This is a genomic window from Oceanirhabdus sp. W0125-5 (assembly GCF_027938815.1).
Lineage (GTDB): Bacteria > Bacillota > Clostridia > Clostridiales > Clostridiaceae > Oceanirhabdus.
Window position 1 is genome coordinate 5,407,313 of sequence record NZ_CP115913.1, and the last position, 21,201, is coordinate 5,428,513.

Annotated in this window: 26 protein-coding genes; all 26 read right to left on the reverse strand. The window is 30.3% G+C overall.

The window, feature by feature from the left end; genetic code table 11:
* Positions 1 to 39: 39 nt before the first annotated feature.
* On the reverse strand, positions 40 to 816 hold the full coding sequence (locus OW730_RS25100; RefSeq protein ID WP_271226793.1) for an endonuclease/exonuclease/phosphatase family protein: 777 nt from the start codon (positions 814 to 816) through the stop codon (positions 40 to 42).
* A 31-nt stretch (positions 817 to 847) separates the two neighbouring features.
* Positions 848 to 1,273, reverse strand: coding sequence for an NUDIX hydrolase (locus OW730_RS25105; RefSeq protein WP_271226794.1), 426 nt, complete (start codon positions 1,271 to 1,273; stop codon positions 848 to 850).
* A 172-nt stretch (positions 1,274 to 1,445) separates the two neighbouring features.
* Positions 1,446 to 2,201 (reverse strand): NUDIX domain-containing protein, encoded by a 756-nt coding sequence (locus OW730_RS26890; RefSeq protein WP_333781246.1) that lies wholly within the window; start codon positions 2,199 to 2,201, stop codon positions 1,446 to 1,448.
* A gap of 31 nt (positions 2,202 to 2,232) precedes the next feature.
* The gene (locus tag OW730_RS25120; RefSeq protein ID WP_271226795.1) at positions 2,233 to 2,856 is read right to left on the reverse strand and encodes a class I SAM-dependent methyltransferase; all 624 of its coding nucleotides are present in this window, start codon (positions 2,854 to 2,856) and stop codon (positions 2,233 to 2,235) included.
* Between the two features lie 89 nt (positions 2,857 to 2,945).
* Positions 2,946 to 3,503 carry a nitroreductase family protein gene (locus tag OW730_RS25125; RefSeq protein ID WP_271226796.1) on the reverse strand — a complete coding sequence of 186 codons (558 nt, stop codon included), beginning with the start codon at positions 3,501 to 3,503 and terminating at the stop codon, positions 2,946 to 2,948.
* Between the two features lie 44 nt (positions 3,504 to 3,547).
* Positions 3,548 to 4,276, reverse strand: a complete 729-nt coding sequence (locus OW730_RS25130; RefSeq protein WP_271226797.1) for an HAD family hydrolase — start codon at positions 4,274 to 4,276, stop codon at positions 3,548 to 3,550.
* Positions 4,277 to 4,297: 21 nt separating this feature from the next.
* On the reverse strand, positions 4,298 to 4,999 hold the full coding sequence (locus OW730_RS25135; RefSeq protein WP_271226798.1) for a GNAT family N-acetyltransferase: 702 nt from the start codon (positions 4,997 to 4,999) through the stop codon (positions 4,298 to 4,300).
* A gap of 56 nt (positions 5,000 to 5,055) precedes the next feature.
* A complete protein-coding gene (locus OW730_RS25140; protein WP_271226799.1) occupies positions 5,056 to 5,508 on the reverse strand; it encodes a GNAT family N-acetyltransferase in 453 nt (150 codons plus the stop codon).
* A 15-nt stretch (positions 5,509 to 5,523) separates the two neighbouring features.
* Positions 5,524 to 5,904 (reverse strand): cytidine deaminase family protein, encoded by a 381-nt coding sequence (locus OW730_RS25145; RefSeq protein WP_271226800.1) that lies wholly within the window; start codon positions 5,902 to 5,904, stop codon positions 5,524 to 5,526.
* Between the two features lie 145 nt (positions 5,905 to 6,049).
* On the reverse strand, positions 6,050 to 7,165 hold the full coding sequence (locus OW730_RS25150) for a lysozyme inhibitor LprI family protein (protein ID WP_271226801.1): 1,116 nt from the start codon (positions 7,163 to 7,165) through the stop codon (positions 6,050 to 6,052).
* 47 nt (positions 7,166 to 7,212) lie between these two features.
* A complete protein-coding gene (locus OW730_RS25155; RefSeq protein WP_271226802.1) occupies positions 7,213 to 7,569 on the reverse strand; it encodes a hypothetical protein in 357 nt (118 codons plus the stop codon).
* A 17-nt stretch (positions 7,570 to 7,586) separates the two neighbouring features.
* Positions 7,587 to 8,786 carry a lysozyme inhibitor LprI family protein gene (locus OW730_RS25160; protein WP_271226803.1) on the reverse strand — a complete coding sequence of 400 codons (1,200 nt, stop codon included), beginning with the start codon at positions 8,784 to 8,786 and terminating at the stop codon, positions 7,587 to 7,589.
* Between the two features lie 117 nt (positions 8,787 to 8,903).
* Positions 8,904 to 9,689: a GNAT family N-acetyltransferase gene (locus OW730_RS25165; protein ID WP_271226804.1), complete on the reverse strand. Its 786-nt coding sequence runs from the start codon at positions 9,687 to 9,689 to the stop codon at positions 8,904 to 8,906.
* Positions 9,690 to 9,750: 61 nt separating this feature from the next.
* Positions 9,751 to 10,521 carry a DUF1835 domain-containing protein gene (locus OW730_RS25170; RefSeq protein ID WP_271226805.1) on the reverse strand — a complete coding sequence of 257 codons (771 nt, stop codon included), beginning with the start codon at positions 10,519 to 10,521 and terminating at the stop codon, positions 9,751 to 9,753.
* A gap of 491 nt (positions 10,522 to 11,012) precedes the next feature.
* Complete coding sequence (locus OW730_RS25175) at positions 11,013 to 11,486, reverse strand: NUDIX hydrolase (protein WP_271226806.1); 474 nt, start codon at positions 11,484 to 11,486, stop codon at positions 11,013 to 11,015.
* 106 nt (positions 11,487 to 11,592) lie between these two features.
* Positions 11,593 to 12,417 carry an endonuclease VIII gene (locus OW730_RS25180; RefSeq protein ID WP_271226807.1) on the reverse strand — a complete coding sequence of 275 codons (825 nt, stop codon included), beginning with the start codon at positions 12,415 to 12,417 and terminating at the stop codon, positions 11,593 to 11,595.
* A gap of 190 nt (positions 12,418 to 12,607) precedes the next feature.
* The gene (locus OW730_RS25185; protein WP_271226808.1) at positions 12,608 to 13,648 is read right to left on the reverse strand and encodes a DUF5700 domain-containing putative Zn-dependent protease; all 1,041 of its coding nucleotides are present in this window, start codon (positions 13,646 to 13,648) and stop codon (positions 12,608 to 12,610) included.
* A gap of 122 nt (positions 13,649 to 13,770) precedes the next feature.
* Positions 13,771 to 14,268, reverse strand: a complete 498-nt coding sequence (locus OW730_RS25190) for a hypothetical protein (RefSeq protein WP_271226809.1) — start codon at positions 14,266 to 14,268, stop codon at positions 13,771 to 13,773.
* Complete coding sequence (locus OW730_RS25195; RefSeq protein WP_271226810.1) at positions 14,261 to 15,202, reverse strand: aminoglycoside phosphotransferase family protein; 942 nt, start codon at positions 15,200 to 15,202, stop codon at positions 14,261 to 14,263. The genes OW730_RS25190 and OW730_RS25195 overlap by 8 nt, the downstream gene beginning before the upstream one ends.
* A gap of 105 nt (positions 15,203 to 15,307) precedes the next feature.
* Positions 15,308 to 16,183 carry a serine/threonine protein kinase gene (locus tag OW730_RS25200; protein WP_271226811.1) on the reverse strand — a complete coding sequence of 292 codons (876 nt, stop codon included), beginning with the start codon at positions 16,181 to 16,183 and terminating at the stop codon, positions 15,308 to 15,310.
* Between the two features lie 23 nt (positions 16,184 to 16,206).
* Positions 16,207 to 17,127, reverse strand: a complete 921-nt coding sequence (locus OW730_RS25205) for an aminoglycoside phosphotransferase family protein (RefSeq protein WP_271226812.1) — start codon at positions 17,125 to 17,127, stop codon at positions 16,207 to 16,209.
* 144 nt (positions 17,128 to 17,271) lie between these two features.
* The gene (locus tag OW730_RS25210; protein ID WP_271226813.1) at positions 17,272 to 18,123 is read right to left on the reverse strand and encodes a class I SAM-dependent methyltransferase; all 852 of its coding nucleotides are present in this window, start codon (positions 18,121 to 18,123) and stop codon (positions 17,272 to 17,274) included.
* A gap of 30 nt (positions 18,124 to 18,153) precedes the next feature.
* Positions 18,154 to 18,372: a hypothetical protein gene (locus OW730_RS25215; protein WP_271226814.1), complete on the reverse strand. Its 219-nt coding sequence runs from the start codon at positions 18,370 to 18,372 to the stop codon at positions 18,154 to 18,156.
* A 26-nt stretch (positions 18,373 to 18,398) separates the two neighbouring features.
* Positions 18,399 to 18,911, reverse strand: coding sequence for a GNAT family N-acetyltransferase (locus tag OW730_RS25220; protein WP_271226815.1), 513 nt, complete (start codon positions 18,909 to 18,911; stop codon positions 18,399 to 18,401).
* A 163-nt stretch (positions 18,912 to 19,074) separates the two neighbouring features.
* Positions 19,075 to 19,479, reverse strand: a complete 405-nt coding sequence (locus tag OW730_RS25225) for a DUF3795 domain-containing protein (protein WP_271226816.1) — start codon at positions 19,477 to 19,479, stop codon at positions 19,075 to 19,077.
* Between the two features lie 126 nt (positions 19,480 to 19,605).
* Positions 19,606 to 21,183 (reverse strand): hypothetical protein, encoded by a 1,578-nt coding sequence (locus OW730_RS25230; protein WP_271226817.1) that lies wholly within the window; start codon positions 21,181 to 21,183, stop codon positions 19,606 to 19,608.
* Positions 21,184 to 21,201 lie beyond the last annotated feature (18 nt).

The following is a 21,201-nucleotide window of genomic DNA, read 5'->3' on the forward strand; positions in this document are numbered from 1 at the left end:
AGGTTTATCACTAATTTGTGATAAACCTTTTTTTCTTTTCTAAAAATCAAACTCTAAATCACATACAACTCCATAATGATCACTAGGTGTTATATTATTTACTCTGTGATTTCCAATAACTTCAATATCTACTAATTTTGGACTCACTTTTGGATATGGATATTCTAACAATATCCAATCAAATCGTCCTGGAACCTCAATAGCATATTCCCTATCCCATCGAGGATTATTCTTGAAATCTAAAGTTACTTTTGGCTTTATATTATGTCTTGCTGCATAACTCTCAGCTAAATCAATCCACCATGTTGCATGATTGTCCAATGACTGATCTCCTGTTAGATATCTGTGAATACTTGAATTTTCATAAGAATTGAAATCTCCAATGATAAATTCATAATCAGTAGTTTTAATTTTCTTTATTCTCTTAATAGCTTTTACTATCTCAATTTCTCTATTTAAAGCACTTTTATAATCAAGGTGAACATTTGTTACACCAAGCTTCATACCTTTGTAATCTATTACAGTTCTTAAAACCCCCGAGTTATGTATCTCTACATCCTCTTCCCAATTGGTCTCGCTATGTATAATTGGGTATCTACTTAAAATTGCTAATCCTTCCTGACAATCATAATATTTCTTCCACAAGGAATACTCATATCCACATTTTTCTGCTATATAATCTACAACCTCTTGATCTCTCACTTCTTGAAGACCAATAATATCCACATTATTCTGTTTTATAACCTCACATAAAAGCTCTAATCTTTTATCAAAGTCTTTTTCTGCTACCCAAATATTATAGGTTAATATTTTCATATCCTTAATCCCCCTTTTATACTAATATGACTTATATTTCTTTTACTAAATCAACAAGTTTATCTAAAGCTTTTACGTTATGTTCCCACTTCAAATATTGTCTTGCTTCTGTTTCTGTACACCAGCTATATTCCTCATGTTCATGAGAAAGCTCAACTTTTGTAATCTCCCCAACCTCAGCAGCAAAACAGATGTCCATCATATCCATCATTACCCCATTCTTACTTTCTCTATAAGTAAAAGAATAATCCAAGTCAATTATTGATTCCTTATGAACTATACCAGTTTCCTCAAATAATTCTCTTCTAGCAGCATCTATTGGACTCTCCCCTTTATTAACACCTCCACAAGGCGGTTGCCAATAACCACTCTTCTCTGGAATTCTCTTTAGTATCAAAACTTTCAAAGTTGGTTTAGTAGTATATACAAATATTTGTACATTAGTTCTTTCAATCACTTGAAATCCCCCCTAATTCATATCCCCATATATATTATCTAATATATACTATTTTACTTCATTAAAGCGTTCTTGTAAAATTTTATACATAAATGTCATTTTATTCAATGCTTTTAATAAGGGGACGGTTCATTAATTTATTTAATAAATTAATGAACCGTCCCCTGCTTGTTTATAAATACTTTACTATCTGGGTAGGCAACATAACCTTATTACCCTTAATAAACTCATTTCTATTAACCCACATTGCATCACTGTGACCTAAATCACAATCAGTAATAAACTTCTCATTTTTATAATAATATTTAGGAAGCTCCACTTCATAAAGCATCAGTATTTCATGTGCTTCTATCCCATTGATTTCAAATGAATTCTCTATAACACCTAAAAATTTTTCACTTATTAACTCTGCCCCAACTTCTTCCTTGTACTCTCTTCTTAATGCATCAACCGCCTTTTCCTGAAATTGTATTCCTCCACCAAAAAGACGGTAATATTCTAATCCCCTTGATGTATCTTTCTCTTCAATCACCAGAATTTCTTCTCCTCTTCTAGCAAATCCTTTAGCTGAAACCCTAGTGTCATTCTTTATAAATTCAGAACATAATACCTCAGACTCATAAAATCTTTCCGTAAATTCTGTCAATGCTATTATCTGATTCTTACTAAATCGTTTACTATCCTTAGCCACAACAAGCTTATCTTCATTATCATTTTCTCTGTGAATTATTGCAATAACTTTACCAGTAAATCTCTCTAAGGGTTCAAACTCACCAAGAACATACGCATCAATTTCTTCTCCGTCCCCTGCTACAGTATTCGGTATGTATCCGTAATTAATTGGATATATTAGTTCATGCTCTGGATGCTTACTTCCCAAAGGTCTATCAATTACAACTTCAACTTCTTTTCCAAAATACTCTTTCATTGTTATCCCCTCTTTCATTCCTAATTTTTTCTTATAGCTTAATAAAATTCACTATAGTTCCTCTCTCCAAATCCTCAAAATCAATACCACCTTTTTTAATATAATGAGGACTATGATACTTTTCAAAATGAATTCCTCTATCCTCTATCTTACTTGATAATTGGAATCCTAAATCGCATATTTCTTGGACAAGTTTTTTAATTGAATACTTTTTCTTCTTTCCTTCTGCATCTCTAAAATTCGATAAATGAAATGGAAGTATAGACAGTATTCCATCTTCTTTTAACACTCTATGAACTTCTTTTAAAAACTCAAATCTATCAATACTTGTCCCATGCATAATATCATATAAAAGTATAATGTCCATTGTGTCATCCTCAAAATCAAGAGTATTTCTTTCCTTTGAATGAACTGTAATAATATTTGAAATTCCCCTATTACTTATACGCTCTTCAGCAAATTTTAATATTCGCTTATCTATATCAACAGCATATACCTTTCCTTTAGCTCCAATAGCTTGTGATGCAGAAATTGCATAATGACCAAATCCACAACCAAAATCTATAATGCTTGCACCTTCTTTTACACCAATGCTTTTTAATACTTCTACCCCTTCGTATTCTTCCCAGTGTTTTACTTTTTCATGATTATTCATAAGTGATGCTCCCCCAATTCTGTCAAGGCTAGGGACGGTTCATGAATTTATTAATTATTTTCATGAACCGTCCCTCGCTTGTCAAGTTTCTATAATTTCTTAGTATTTTTCTTCCTTGCTCTGTGCTTTCTAGGCTCATATTTATTCCAATAAATGCGTTTTTCATTAAATTGTGTTCTTGGTTCCTTTTCTTCTTCCGGATAACCCACAAAAATAACTGCTAATGGTATAACTTCTTTAGGTAAGTCAAATATTTTATACAATGGTCTATAATTGCTTTCAACAGGGTGTAATCCAATCCACAGCGTACCTAACCCCATACTTGTAGCTGCTAATAGTATATTCTCAATCGCAGCACTACAATCTTGAATCCAAAAATCCTTTACAGGTCCTGACATGGCTAATTTCATATTTCCACAAACAACAATTGCCGCTGGTGCATCATAATTTCCGAAATATAATTTACTTTTCAATTCTTTTCTAACTTCATCATCTGTAACAATAATAAATTCCCATGGCTGAGTATTACAAGCAGTAGGCGCTGCAGTAGCTGCTTTCACCAGTGTTATAAGCGTCTCATCATCTACTGGTTTTTGCGAATATTTTCTTATGCTTCTTCTTTTATAAATACAATCAAGTACGTTCATTATTTCCTCCTTCAATTTTGTCCAGCCCGCAGCCTTTCACTATTTTATAAGTAAATTAATGAACCGTCCCCCTCTTGTACATTCTTAAGCTCTAATAACTCACTTATTCCATCAATCTTATAATCAGCATATTTTTGAATTTCACTAATTTTTTCGGGCCATAATGTCTTAATATAATTAGTAGTTAAGATGGTTGTCATTCCCAACTCTTTTGCAGTTTTTAATTCACTGTTCCCTCCATCCCCAACATATAAACAATCACAAGGATTTTCTTCTATTATATTTAAAGCAGCTTCATAAATTCTTTTATCTGGTTTCATAGTTCCAATATCACAGGAAAATATTGCAGTATCAAAGTACTTTGCTATTGGAGATTCCCCCCATCCTAACTTATCAATACAGTCTGAATTACTAATTAGTCCAATCTTCTTTTGAAGTTCTTTAATTTTTGAAATAGTATTGATAGTATCAATATCAATCTCTAATAAACATTTTTTAAATCTATTTATCCTAGCTTCTGTAGCTTGAATCAACCTATCCTGAGCAATTTCACAATTTATTTCAAAAGCTATATTTTGAACAATCATATTGGGATCTTTCAGTTCACCAATACCTCTTGCATAATATTGTTTCTCAGAAATCTCTTCCCATATTGTCTTATCAATAGTTAAAATACTATACTCATTTTCTAAACTATCATCAGAATACACTGGATTAGCCAATGTAAAAAATAAGTCAAAAAATATTGCCTTATAACCATTTATCAAGTTCATTGCTTTCCCCCAATTGTTCATTTACTTTGATATGATCCACTCCCTGCTCTTTAACTTAAATCCCAAACTTTCTGCAAGCTTGATAGAAGCATTATTTTGTTCCTCAACAAGATATATAGGTACTAGATTTCTCTCATTACACCAATTAATACATCCCTTTACCACTTCTTTTCCATAACCCATCTTCCTGTAATCTTCATTAGTATATACAGCAATATTACATCCTCTTTCATAAATATCAGAAATCAATGCTAATGCTGCCATAGTATTTTCCTGGGTAATAATAAATTGTCTACCTTCTTTTATAACATCTTTTTTTCTCTCAATGAACTTTTCTATGTCCATGTCACCCTTAAACTGTATACTTCTAACAATTTCTTCAGTCATTATCATTGCTTTTGTGTCTAGCATTTCTTCTGTGCTTTCTAGAGTATACCTTCTCATCTTTCTTAATCTGTAACTTGGCTGTTCTATTCTCATATCATCAAGAATAAACTCTATAGATTGAATACTTCCATCAAATCTACTCTTACAAATATCTATAAACCTATTAGATGATGAGCATATTTTTTGTTCATTATATTCCGATACAATAACAGGATAAAAATACCGCTTATTCAAAGGCTTATCCCTATAAATACACTCAGTAACCACAACATTATCATTCACACTTTCATCATTAACACCTAAAAACCTATAGTAATATTTATTAAACTCCATCATTTATCACTCTCCCCAGAATACATCTCAGTCCAAGAGGGTTGTTATATTAATTAACTTTAAATTTTATAAGTAAGTTGAGGAATTATACGTTCTTTTTTAACAAGTGATTGAATTTCACCAGTTTGTACAGCTCCCATTTTTATATAAAACTCCTTGGCTTCAGGACTTGTCACTATTTCTATCTCTTTGATGGCAAGGTTCTTACATTTTTCAATCATATGATTCCAAAGTCTTTTCCCATATCCTTTACCTATAAATTCTGGATCAATATATAAATACTCTAAAGAAACTTCATGTTCATTAATTAAAATACTATAAAACCCAATAATCTTCTCATCATTTTCAATAATGAAAGTAGGATTATTTTTTATAAACTCCTCTGTTACCTTATAAGTAAATTTAAACTGTTCCATGTAATCAGAATCAAACCCCCAATATGCTTCTGATTGTATAGCAATATTAGTTAAAGTTTCAGATTCCTGAATTATGGCCCTTCGTATGTTTAACATTGGCCTTTAATCCCCCTATTTTTCCCATTGATGAGGCAATAAATCATAAACTGTAACTACTGTATCTTTTTTCACCATTACCTCACATTTGTAATTATCATCATGTATTTGAGAAATAAACTCCCTGCACCTTCCACAAGGGGGAATTATTGTCCCATCTTTATAAACTGAAATAACTTTAACTACCCTATTTTCCCCGGCAGTGATCATTGCAGCAATCGCAGCATGTTCTGCACAGAATCCCATAGAACTTGGAGTATCTATACAAACACCTGTGTACACTTTTCCACTTTCACTCATAATCGCTGCTGCAACAGAGCCTGCATAAGAACTTTTGGAAATTTTTCTAGGATTTAATGTTTTTTTTGCAATATCATATAATTCATCAAATGTCATATTCATCTCACTCCCCAATTATTAATATAAATAATATTCACTATGATAAGTACTTTTATAGTTAGTTATATTTTACCATAACTAAAACAAACAGGGGACGGTTCATGAATTTATTAAATAAATTCATGAACCGTCCCTTGCTTGGCTACAGTTGACTCTTATACTCAAATTCCACACCACATTTCCCAAAATAATAATAGTATTCAATCAACTCCAATGTTCGTTTCTTTATTCTCTCCATACAGGCATCTACCATCTGTATCTTACTAATCTCACCCAATAAAGAACCTGACTCACTTTCACAAAAAGTCTTCTGATAAAACTTGTCTTCATTCATGTGAAACTGAACCCATCCTAACTGTGCTTTAAATAACAACTCTTTTTCTTCCTCATTCAATTCTTTAACAAATTTATTGTATATATCGTTTAGCTCTTTATCCCAAATATCATTATATTTAAATTGAAATTGCAAAACTTTATGTGTTGAATAATCGGAAGAATCATTTAATTTTTCTAGTTCTCTATCATAATCATGATCGATAGGGTTATCGTAACTAGTTTGATAGTATCGCCCTTCATTATCATAGTGAACATATAATTTATGAACTTTATATCCACAATCATCCAATTTATTATCTTCTTCCTCTTTATATTCAAATTGCTTTTTATAATCAAATTTAATTTCATTACCTAACATATGATAATATTGTATAAGTTGAAGAGTTCTTCTCCTAATACGCTTTTTTTGAATATATTCCAATTGCATTCCCGCAATTTCCCTTAATCTTTCTTCAGCATCTCTGCTTTTTAATGTATGACTAAAAAATTTTGGCTCAATTAAATGTAATTGTAGCCAGCCTTTTTGTGATTCAATCAATAACTCCTTTTCTTCCTCTTCCAGAACATCCAACAATTTATTATATATAACATTCAGTTCATTATCCCATATTTCATAATATTTTCTTCTTAATTTTTCAACTGCCTTATCAGTATAATTTCTTGATTGATTTAATATTCTGTATTCAATCCAGTAATCATTATCTATTGGATTATCTTTTAATAAATCTAAATCTATACCTAATATGTCTTCATTTTTCACCTCATCATCCTTAGAGTTTTCTTTTATAGTATCCATTCTATCTTTATTGACATCTTCAGTAATATTATATTTAGCTTCATTATTTCTTTTGTTTATTTCTAAATTACCACAGGATGTTAAAAATATACATAACACAGCACTTAATGTTAATATTTTTTTCATTTATTTACCTCTTTCTTAAAATCATGAACCGTCCCCTATTTGTACTATTAATGTATTCGTTCTCCTAAAAACTTATCAGCTGGTACCACCAATAGCCTATTGAACTCTTTGCCAAACTGCTCAAATAATTGTTTAGTTGCTTGTCCATGAACTATCTCATCATCTAGTTCCCAATGCATAATATATTTTACACCCTTCACTATTCTCTTTAAGGGTTTTGATGGCTCACCATTCTTTATCTCTTCATATTCTTTGAATGTATGAGTTCTTTTCATATACTTTACCTCAATTGTCCCATTAGATTGTTCTTGAAACTTACTCATCTCTTTAAGGAGATTCTCAAATTCTTCTGTTTTATCTTTCTTAACTAGAAATATACATGTTTCAATAAATGATTTACTCATAAAACTCTCTCCTAATCTTAAAATTCACTCTCATACTCAAAAATAAATCCATTTGTTCCAAGATAAAGGTAATACTCCATTAGCTCAATAGTTCTGCGCTTTATTCTCTCCATACGTGAATCAGCCCTCTCTATTTTTCCTAAAGAACCTAATATAGGACCTGATGGTCTTCCATAAAAAGTCTTATTGAAGAACTTACCTTCATTCTCATGGAATTGTATCCACCCTAACTGTGCTTTTAATAACAAATCTTTTTCTTCCTCATTCAATTCTTTTACAAGCTTATTGTATATAATATTTAGTTCCTTATCCCAAATACCATTATATTTATATTGAAATTGCAGAACACTATGTGTTGAATAATCTGAAGAATTATTTAGTCTATCAAGTTCTATTTCATAATCATGATCGATTGGATTATCATAACTAACTTGATAATAGTTCCCCCCTGTATCATAATGAGTATAAATTTCATGTTTATTATTTTTATCATCAATATCTTGTTTATCTGCAAATTGTCTCTTATATTCAAAATCTATTCCATATCCTAAGAGAGAATAGTATTCCATAAGTTCAAGAGTTCTTCTCCTTATGCGACCTTGTTTTACGCTATATACTTGAAGGAATACAACAGTACCCATTATTGATCCAGTCTCCCTTTCTCTAAATGTCTTAAATACAAATTCAGGATCATTTATATGAAATTGCAACCACCCTTTCTGCGATTCAATCAATAGTTCCTTTTCTTCCTCTTTTAGAACTCTCAATAACTTATTATATATAGAATTCAGTTCCCTATCCCATATTTTAAAGTATCGTCTTCTAAATTCTCCGACTGCTTGATCTGTATAATTTCCTGGTTTGCACAGTATTTCATATTCAATATCATAATCAAGATCTATTGGATTTTGCGTTGATAAATCATTTATATTATAACTTTCTACTTTCTCTTTTATGTCTTTTGCTACTTGATTGTTAGTGTTTTCTTTTACAGTATGAGCTTTATCTTCCTTTATCTCTTCCTTATCATTCTTTTTATTGTCTTTTTTATTGTCTTTTTTATTGTCTATATTATTTTTCTCTTGCTTTTCTTTATTTGTGTTTTTTTCAGATGTACTTTTAACTATAGATTGATTATTCTTATTTTTTGTCTGCAGACTACCACAAGATGTAAAAATCATGCATACTAAAATAAATAATCCTATTATTCTTTTCATTCAAATACCTCTTTCATTAAATTCATGAACCGTCACTCGCTTGTCCATCTTTGCCAATTCACCTAAATCATTTACCTTTTCATGAACCGTCCCCAGTTTGTACTATTTGCTCATAACTTACCTTCTTAAAACATACCAAATATCCTCACCTTCAAAACCACATCTTCTATATAATCTTTCAGGATTAGTCTTGTTATCTACTTCCCCAGAAACAGTTGTAAAATCTGCAATATCTTTTAAACGATTTAACAACTCTAGAACAAGTGTTTTTCCTAACTTCTTCCCCTGATATTCCGGAAGCACCTGAATCCACTCTAACGCTCCTTCTCTTATAGTTGTATCCACATCAGCTATTCCAAGAGCTGCAGGCTTTTCAGTATTCTTATCTATTACCCAAATCCACAAGTTCTTATTGAACACCTCATGTTGAGTCCATCTTTTCACCTCGTTAGTATCTGGTTTAATATGTTCATAGCACTTACATATAAGCTCTGAAACTTGCTCTAGTTCACATTTTATATCTACATTCTTTATATAAAACCCATCTGGAACTTCCGACTCTTGAATCTGTTCATGGTTATGAGCTAACTTAAAATATGGCTCTACGTTTGTCCATACTGCCTTCATTCCATCATTAAATTGATTTCCCTTTAAAATCATCATTTTATATTGCTTAATTTCATCATCACTAATTTTAATACTCTTTGAACCATCACTCCATAAGGTATGTAACATATTATCATTCCATATCTTAAGAAGTGATACATTCTCATTGTTAGTTGAATACTTATATTGAAAGTTATCTAGCCCATTGAATGTTTTCCAAAGAGCTGTAGCCTGTACCCCAACTGGATCTTTTATATATTCACTTATCAATGCATCTTGAAATGATGTAATCTTCATTTTTATTCCGCCTCTTTACTTTACTTTACTTTACTTTACAGCAATTCATGCTTTATATAACCTACTTATAAACTTCCATTCTTCTCATATTACCAAATTCCCCTGTAAACTGTACTAATCCTCTTTTAATCAAATCTTTTATTCTCCAAAATATACATACATCCCCCACTATATCGTCTGATGCTCCAATACATTCTCCTACGATTCTAGTACATCTTAAAGGACTGTTAGTAATATTATTTAATATGAACTCATCAAAATATCCAATATCCTTATTAATTAATTTGCCATTATAGAATATTCTCAAATATCCACTATCATTTTTTTGCATATCCCATTCCTTTAATAGTACATCTTTTCTCTCACTAGTTAATTTCTCACCTAATGCAATAAAATTTGAATATTCTTCTGGTGCTACTTCCATACTGCATTTATATCTTTCTTTTGAATTCCCCTGCTTATAATTTCCTGAAAAATTCACTATAGTAATTTTATTATTTATATGATCTATTAACGAAATTGTATAAAGCAACCCTGGATACTCTAAAGCATTTTCTCCAAATAAAATATATACTTGCTCCCCTTTTATTTGTTTGCACTTTTCTTCAAAGACTTTATATTCATTATAAATACCATCAATATTAAAGTTCATCTCCCTAAAGTAAACATTCTCAAGCCATTTTTTTCTTTCACTAATATCTCCATTAGTAACCAATGGACCTATACTAAGGTCATCACAGAAAGTAAAAACATCCCCTCTTAATATAAGCCCTTTAGATATGGCAAACTTAGCTGTTTCCTCTGTACTTGGCGAAAAACATATGTATTTCATATTCAATTACTCCCCCTGTCAACTATCTGCATAACAAATTCCTTACTCACTATGCATTCAGTCATTAAACCCTAACTCCATTATTCCATAATAAAAATAAATTTAATTTCATATATAGAGAATCCTTAGTTAAACTTTATTTATACATACACCTTAGAAAAGCTATATGATTATTGCCCAAAATCGCAGCGCTTCTATGAGTTTTGAGTGTGTATAAATTTAGTTTTAACTTGGAATCTCTATAACTTTTATTAACGGATGCCCCTATTTTTCTTTATCCGCTAATTCTATTTTTCTACTATATATACATTTTTTCTTGTTATTTTTTATATCTTATCTATATTTTACCATAAAACATGTGATTTTTATGATATTTCTTCCAAATAATATAGCAATATATTCACTTTATAACGCATTGCTGTGAGTTTAATATAAACAGGGGACGGTTCATTAATCTTTTAAATAGATTAATGAACCGTCCCCCGCTTGTACTATATATCTTCTCTATCAACTATTCTCTCAATTGTACTTGGTAAATCATTAATTCTCTTCTTAATAAACAATGGATAAAATTCTTCGTCTTTAAGTCTTTCGGTTGAAACCCATTTGAACTCATATTCACGATTTTCTTCAACAGTTTTAAATACTTCATTATCATATATATCACTGCGCCCTTCATGATCCATTAAATAATAAAAACATATTTCATGATATCTTTGTCCTAAATGATTAAAAAAACTTTCACACACCCACAGTAATCTATTAATCGTAACTTCTATATTTAGCTCTTCATTCATTTCTCTGATTAATGTAGTCTCTGTATCCTCAGTCATTTCTACTCTTCCACCAGGTAAAGCATAAAAATCATCTTTTATCATTCTATGAATAAGAACCTTTCCATCTTTAATAAGTATGCCTGCAGTTCTGAAATTAAATACACCTTCTTTTGTTTTGAAGTTAATCATAACTTGTCTCCCCTTCTTTGATTAGTATTTTGTTGTAAGCTAATTAGATTTACAAACTTCATAAGCTTTTTTTATATTTCTCCCAACGTCCTCTGGTTTATGTGCACTACTTATATTGACACCCAGCACAATAATAAACACTTCCACCTAAATATGCTTCTTTGATTATTTCTTCACCACATACTGGACATACTTTCCCTTTATTCTTTGAACTCATAACAGTTTCATATCTTCCCTTAATTCCAAATATATCTTTTTCAGTATCTCTACCACCATTCTCTGTCATCTCTTTTAAAGTATTTTTAATAGATAAAAATAGCTTCTTTATTCTTTCTTCCTCAAGTAAATTCATTTTTGTTCTTGGATTAATATTTGCTTTCCATAAAATATCTTGTAAAACACCATTTCCTAATCCAGGAATTCTCTGCTTAGTTGCTAAGAAGGCCTTTACACTTAATTTATTGTCCTTCTCAGATATAAGTGATTTGAAATATTCTTCATCAAATTCACTAGATAGTGGTGAAGGCTTTACTTTTGCTACCTTGTGATAGGGATTATCATTTTCTCCATCTCTAAAACACCACATTCCTCCGTACATTTGAACAGAAGATGCTAAAAATGATCCATCTGTGAAATTTAATAACAATTGATGCTTACATGGTACCTTATCTCCATTTTCACCATAGATAAGCCTCACTCCATCTCCCAGGATAATTTTACAATCCTCAACTGTTGTCTCAACTATACCGCCATAATTATTGCTTTTCCCAATAGTTTTACCATGTAGAAGCTTATTATATTCACTTGGTTCTCCAAAATAGAAAGCAAACTTATGAGGTGAATAATCTGCAACTACATTTGCAATTTTCTTTCCTTTAATAGTCTCATTAAATTGCTGTGCTACCACTTTAGCTTCTGGGATTTCTAACATGTTATTTTCTCCTTTAATATCTAACTCCTATAAAATTTCTTAATCTTAAGCAATTTATTTTTTAACAATTCTTCTGTATGTTCAAGTAGCTCTTTCTCCCTTATTTTATCTATATTTTACCATATCACGTTAAGAAACAGGGGACGGTTCATTAATCTTTAGTAAAGATTAATGAACCGTCCCCTAAATCCTAAATTTTTAAATCTTCTCTTCCTATTTTCTCTAAAGCACTATTAAACACAGCTGAGAACTGCTTAAGATTCTCAAGAAGCTCAAAAACTTTTTCTCTTCCATATACATCATGTATAAGCCCCCATACATCGCACCCAAAGAAATAATTTCTTGAATGCATTAATCTAGGAACCTCATCCTTACCTTGTTCTGGAGTGTGTAAGCTTGTCCAGTATTCACCTAAGTATTTATTTAACTCAGTGATATCTTTTATTTGATTATTTCTTATCATATTTATTTGTGACTTGAATTGTTTAAAAGTATTATCAAAATCCTCTTTTAAGAATGTCCATGATTCCTCATGCAACCCTAGGTTACTCTCTTCATTGTCATATATACGTCTTGTGAGAACCCCTTCACCATTATTACAATATTTAACCGCTAATCCTTCTCCTGATAAAAATAAATATAGATACTCTTCTGGCGTTATATTTTCCATATCTAATTCAGCAAATAATTTACTTAATCCTATATGATGTGCTTCATGTGCTATAATGTTCTCTATCTTACTTACATTAAATCCTTCAAGAAACTGCACAACATCATAATGTGAGTAATGCTTATGAAACCATCCTCCAGAAGCACCCAATCCAATTGAATATATAATATCTAGCTCTTTAAACATAAACTTCTCTGGCAATCCATAATGTGTATATTCTAATGCTTTTTTTACATTATCTTCATTTACATTATGAAACTTTTTATAGTTTTCTTCATAATACTCAAGGTTATCAAAGAAGGATTTCATTTGGCCATACCTAACCTTTAATATTCTGTTATTAATATCCTCTTCCTTAAGAGTAAAAAAGTTCTCAAAGAAATCAAGATACTCTTCTTTAGTAAACCCACTAGTTGATGAATTATATCTCTCCATTTCAACTCTATAATCATCATGTTCTAATAGTTCTTCAAGCTCAGCCCTCTCAAATCTTCCTTCCTTAAGTTTTCTGCATATCTCCAACATCATTGGTATTGTTGAATACCTAATATTTATTTTCATGTGCCTTCCCCCTTACTCCCTCTATTTACTTTATTTTAGCTTATATTAGAATTTCTGTAAAATCACAAAGGGACGGTTCATTAATTCTTTTAAAATATTAATGAACCGTCCCTCTACTCGTACTATCTATATTCTCTAGCAGTTTTTCTTATACCACTAACGTCAATCCTTCTCCACATTTGATAGCCAAAAAATATACCCGCACCTATCCAACATATTAAATTTACGAAAATACTTATCATATCATCATTATTACTTCCAATTTGAGCTAAAAAACTGAGTAACCCCCAACCAACTATTCCATCTAGTATAGCTATCTTCTTATATGATTTTTTATCGTAATCCTCATTTATTATTGAATAATAGTACTTCCATTCAATTAATCCAGTAAAATACCCTATTATGACTCCAATTATTAACTTTACAATTAAGTAAGTTAAAAATTTATTTAAATCTTCATTAATTTCTCCATATATATATCCAAAAGTAATACTTAGTACAGCAACTAGTACAACTCCCCTAACTATCACTCCGTTCCATAGAATGAATTTTTCTTTTTCACCTCTAACTACATACTCAATACTTTTCAATAACTGTTTATTTTGTTTCAATTTACTCATCCTTTTCTAATAATATCAGTAACTCTTTCAATAATATAATAGACTTCTCTATAAACTCCTTTAACTGTCTATCCTCTGGCTGTTCAAGCTGACAAGCTAACATTGTTATCACTCTATACAACTTGTATATTAAAATATTATCAAAATACTTCTTTGGAATATCCTTAATTGACTTATATCCATTGTAAAAATACTCGATAAACTCTTCCATTCCATACATCTTCATAAACACATGGAATCCAGCTATATCGTCATAACAAGGTGCTGATGATGCCCATTCATAATCAATTATTCCAGTAAGATGTCCATTTTTTACAAGAATATTATTAGGAGCATAATCACAGTGACATAATACAAATTCTCCACTGTACATATGGTCAATATCAATATTCTTAAGATATGTATACTGATCACCTGAAAGGTGCTTAAATTCATGTACAGTATCTAAAAATGACATAAATTCTTCTTTTGAAAATATATTGTACTCAACCACACTCAACTCTTTATTAATTAATCCTTTCTTCGTGAAATTAACTTTATGGAGCTTTGCAAGTGTTTGTCCAACTTCATATATCATTTCCCCAAAGCTATCTTTACCTATAACCTTAAGCATTTCTTCATTTAAAAAATCCCCTAAAGGTTCACCTTTCAGTAAGGTTCTTATCATATAATATTCACCTTCATATTCACCAATATGAATTATCTTAGGAACTGGAACCCCTGCAGTGTCCCCCATTAACTTTGCTAGTGCCACTTCTGTCTCTAATCTATTTAATTCCTCTTTTGTTGTAAACTTTACTAGATATTCATTCCCTTCTGTTATGAAAACCCAGTTGTTATTTTGTTGACCTTTAACATGAAAGTTTCTATTTAACTTCTCTTTTAGAACCAACTTTGTTATAGTCTCTAACTCATTATATCTTTCATTGTTCATTCCCCATAACTCCTCTCTAAAAAAACTCCCTTAGTCATTCTAAAGGAGTATTCTTTATATTTCTTGTTAAGTAATATTCTACTATAACTTTCAAGTAATGAGAAGTTATCTATTGCTTATATATTCACACCAAATTGAATATAACTCACTAACAGATTTAAATCTCTGCTCTCTATCTGGATTAATTGCCTTTGTTACAATTTCAAACAGATCTTTATCTCCTTCCCATTTTTCAAAAGCTCTATCTCTTTCTCCCCCTAAGAGTATGAAGCTCATAGCTCCCATATTAAAAACATTACTCCTCTCATCAATTGATGCTCCCATGATAAACTCCTCTGGTGACATAATTTTTGATGAACCCCACATTCTTCCTATAGTATTAATATATGGTTTTTTATGATATAAATCTATATCACATATTTTAGTCTCATTTCTATCAAAATCATATAATATACTTCCATCATAGAAATCAATGGCTACATATCCTTTTTTCTCAACATGAGCATGAAATTTATAAATTGAATCTAATGCCTTATATCGCTTTTCTAGAGGCATTTTCCTAAACTTATAATAAGGAGAATCAGGATGAGTATATTTATGTGGTGGTGGAAAATTCCAGTGAGAGTGAAGACATTCACCTTCAAACCATTCAAAAACAGCAACATATCCATTCTTTACTTCAAAATGTTCTTCTATTTTTATTAAGTAAGGATGTTCAAGTTCCTCATAAAGATGAATAGCTTCCTTTAACCTTGTAATTGCTTCTTGTGGATTCCCTTTATACTCTAAAGTTCTAGCCCCTGCATATTTTACAAATCTCTTTTTTCCATCCTTCTCAACACCAAATGATAAATTCCCTGAATCCTGCTGATAAAATACTGAAAAAACTTCTCCAAGTTCTTTTAACCAACTAAATTCATGTTCTTCTCTTAACTGAAACTGTACTTTATCAATACAAAAATCAACTGTCTGTTCACTCATTCTTAATTCCCCCTAACTTATTTTTATTTTATATACCATTCAGGAGCACCATGGTTAACAAAATCATGTGTATCAAAAATCTTTCTTTGGCGTTCTCTAACCATATCTAAAGTATTTAAATAATGTCCTCCAATTATGCTTGCATGGAAGTTAAGGGCTACAAATAAATTATATTTTCTCCAGAAATAATCTGAAACAAATCCAGCAAAATATCCATCTACCTGACCTTTTGAAAATTCTACGCTAATTCCATTTGTATACTTAGGAAGCTTAAAAAATTCTTCTAAAGGATCACCCCAATCAAATCTATTAAAATCTATTATTCCTCTTAGCTCATTTCCATTAAATATCATGTTTAATGGCTGAAAATCATCATGTTGAAATCTTACAGGACTATCTTTTAAAATCTCATAGTTTTTTTCAATATAATCTTCTATAACATCTTGCTTATAAAATGTATATCCTAACTCTTTAACTATTTTCTTCTTTTTCAAGTACTTGTCCCATCTTTTCTTATACCAGTCAAAGGATTCTATATGCTCAACCTTGTGAATCTTTCTTAATTCCTCAGAAGCTTTCCACCCTAAAGAATACTGTTCTTCCTTTGATAAAAGTGGCAATACCTCTTCTCCACTTTTCCCTTCCAAGAAAGTTAATAAACTTACACAAACATCATGTTCTTCAAGAATAAAGAACTCCAATGGTTGTGAACATTTAACCCCATTATTATAATGTAATTTTAAATAAATTAGTTCTTGCTTCTTTCGTTTAAAATCTTTCATAGGTGAAACCTTCAATAAAAGAGATTTACCGTCAATCAACTTTATTAAATACTTAGCATCATCAGAATACCCTTTTAGTATAGGCTTAATATCCTCCACTTTATATTTATTAAGATATTCTAAAGCTTGTTCAAGAATTATTCTTTGAGTCTCTATATACAACCCCTCCTTCGACTATTTTTGTCCAAAAATAATAAAGCCCTTATATGGGCGTTATTATTTTTTTATATATTTATTTTTACTGGGTTGTTCATTTTAACATACTTTTGATTATTTTTCCATAATTACTGATAATTTTTATAATATTTAGTTATTTGCAATTCCATAGATAACAAATCTTTTAAATGTGATACCCTCCTCAGTTCTAAATTGCTCAAGACCTTGAAATGCCTCTTCTTTGAATTTTAAAAGATAATCTTCTCCTCTATCTTGGATCTTTTCAAGTATTCCTCTTACAGCATTTGCCCACATCTCATTCCACCACTCTTCTTTATCTGTATATGTAAACAGTTTTTCTTCAGTGGATACCTTTATTTCTTTAAAACCAGCTTCCTCTAAGGTAGTCCTTACCCCCTCTGACGAACATATATCTATTGTTTTCTCTTGATTTTCATTCTTATTATCTTTTTTTATCTCGTTTTTATCATCATTAAGGTGTCTTTGAACCACCTCAGTAATCCATTTAGTATCCTCCTGCATTGCCCATGTTACACAAGCAAACTTTCCATTATCTTTAAGAACTCTTCTTACTTCTGAAAAGTTCTTGTCTCCAAAATATAAGTACGGAAATCCAAAGCCATTAAGAATATAATCAAACTTATTATCTTCAAACTCTAATTTATTTGCATCCATTACACTAACATCAATATTATGAAGATTTTCTACTTTTACATTGTTAATACACTCTTCAACCATTCCACTTGATAAGTCAATTCCTACTGCATGTCCATCTATTCCAATCTTCTTAGCAGCTGGTATCAATGATGCACCTACCCCGCACCCTATATCCAGCACTGTTTGTCCACTATTAATATCACATTGCTCAACTAATCTCTCCCCAAAATAACTCCAATATTTTGGTCCTACTTTTCCAAAATTCTTTGATGCTCTATCCCATATACCTATTATAGGATTTTCTTTTCTTTTTTGTTCATTCATAATCTTCATCCCCTTTATGTTTGTACAAAACTATTTTTCCTTATTTTCATGTAAGTGTATTATATTCAACTTATTAATGGCATTAATAATGATATATGTGCAAAACACAATAACTGCACATACTAAAATTATACCCCAAAATACAACAAATATAGTTGAATTTTCATAGAAACCAACAATAAACATAAGTAATGAAACTCCAACTACACAAGCTATTATTATCTCTAATATTTCTGATTTTTTCTTCATTTTTAAACCCTCTAATAGCAAATGTTTTATTTATTAATCATCTCCCAATATATCATCTCATTATCCCTTTTTACTTCACTCATACCAACCTTCTGTAAAATCCTTATTGATCCTATATTATCAATTAAGCAATCCGCTACTATCTTATTAACATTGTCCTGTTCTAATCCCCATTTAATCAGTGCCTTCACAGCTTCATATCCATATCCTTTTCTACGCTGGCTCTTAACAAATCCATACCCAATATCTATCACACCATTTTCATCAGGTTGACCCTTAAATCCTGCATCTCCAATAATGAGCATATCTTCTTTTCTAGCAATAATCCATGCTCCAAAACCAGATGGCTCTCTTAACTCCTTTAGCTGCTCTTTTAATACAGGTAAAAAATCAAAAAAGTCTGGATGTGGCCAATCTTCACTGCTTTTGTATCCTAACTTTCCAAGTGATTCATAATCTTTATTTAAGATTGAACATACAATTTCATATGTAAATGGTACTAGAACCAATCTCTCTGTTACAATTTTTTTCTCACTCACTTTACATCTCCCCAATCTATTTACTATGTTTTATAATTAACTACTCAAATTAACCTAAAATTAAAGGGGATATATCCCCTCTTTTAATAAACTATAATTATACACTTCAATTTTCTGATAATTACAAAAACTCCCTTTATTACTATACTTACTTCTTTAAATATTATCTTCTTATTCTTTTTCTAATCTCTTCAAGTCGTTTTTTAGACTCATATGGCTTTACTATATTCTCATAATCTTCATCTGAAATATCCTTATGGTCAAAATTTATCTTCTCATCATAATCAACAATTCTTTGTAATAATTTATCACATATATATTCCCCACAATAAGCACAATTTTTAATATCTTTTGATGTAACACAAGGTCTAACAGGACAGTTATTATCAATCAATTTAGGATTATCGCATGATACACACCCCTCACACATAATATCCTCTGGCTCAATCCTAAACCCAAAATACTTATACCATCCGTCACTCAAAATCTGCCTCTTATCCTCTTTCTCAATATTCCCCTTATAAGCTAAACACAGATCACATCTGTAACCACATTTCGTTAATATCATTTTCTCATCCCCCCTAAATATATTTTACCATATATTCCAATTTGATAAATAGGTAAAAACTATAATAGGGGACGGTTCATGAATTCTTTTAATAAATTCATGAACCGTCCCCTGGTTGTACATTTTCTAATCTAACTCTATCACTATATGTTCTGTTTTTATCTTTAATAAATCAAGAATTCCAAATTCCCATTCCTTCTTAGTTTTTACGGTTTCTTTTCTAAAAGTTAATGGTTCTTTCATTCCACTTGATTTTCCTAAGATTATTTGACCGTAATCAATATATCTTTTCATAGTCTCTTTTATTTCATCAAAATTGATTTTACCATCTTTTCTTTCAAGTCTAGAGTTTAAATATTTATTAAATTTTATAGCATAATCATTAAACTCATCATCATTTAATTTTAATATTTCTTCTAGCTGCATTCCTAGTTGTCTCTCAATTTCATTCTTTGTAATTCTTACTGTTTTAATCTCTTCATCAATATTGTTATACATTCGCTCCCAAATACCTGTCCACTTTTTTATATAGTATTTAGATTCATTTTCATTTACGTCATCATCTTTTATTTTTAAATAAGTAAACTCTACATCTTGTTCACTAATTCCTAACTTATAAAACCCATTATAATATGAGATAATACTTTCATTTAATTCTTTATCTTTCTCTCTATATGCCTTAAATGATTTATTATCATAATTAAACTCTTCAATTTTCCCATAATCCATTTTTTCTCTTGGAACTATCTTCATACTTTCCACTTTACCGTAACCTAAATCTATCTCAATTTTTTCAATACTATTATCCTTTTGGAAATAAATCGAATCATCAAAATTGAAGAACTCTCTGTAATTTCCATCCCAATACAATGCTTTTCCCTTACCTTCATATATCTTTCCGTTTTTATCTAATAACTTAACTTTTGTAAACATTACTTTAGAATCTATATCACTATCTATAGAACTCACTCTTACTTCCATTCTATTAGGAAATATCTTTAAGTTTTCTACTAAAACTTTTACTCCATCAAATACATATTCTTTGTTGAACTGAATCTTCTTAGATTTAACATAACTTATATCTTCATCTTTTATATTAACTTCATCGAATTCAATTATCTTATTTCCATCAGAAACAGTAGCTTTAAGCTTTAGATCTATTTTGCCATAGTAAAAATTATTCTTATTAAACGCATTGCTAAGATCACAAAAACCCCTCACATCATACCAAGGATCAATATTTTTTATGTTTTCTCCATTCACTGATCCAAATCTTGAAGCTAAATAATTACCTGAGATATCTCCCTCTTGAATATCAAAAACATTTCCCTTTTCATCTTCTACTGCTATTTTCATACTGAATTCTTCTTCATCAATATATATATCTTTCATATAAAGCCTATAACCATCTTTTTCAGTAGCTAAATCATATATCTTAAAGTTATTCGCTTTAAGTTGCTGAATCTTTTTATCTGATTTGAACCATTCCATTACACCCTTAACAATAGGTAACTCCGATGTATATGCTCTTACATTAGGATTCATTCCCAAAAACAGGACAAAAACTAATACTAATGATGTTGTAATTTTGATCTTATTTCTGTAATAATAACTTCCACTTTCTGCCCTTTTTAAACTCATATTAATTCTATTATCAAATTCATCTGGTATTTTTATATCATCATCATGATTAAACTTTTCCATTTATATACCTCCCAATAC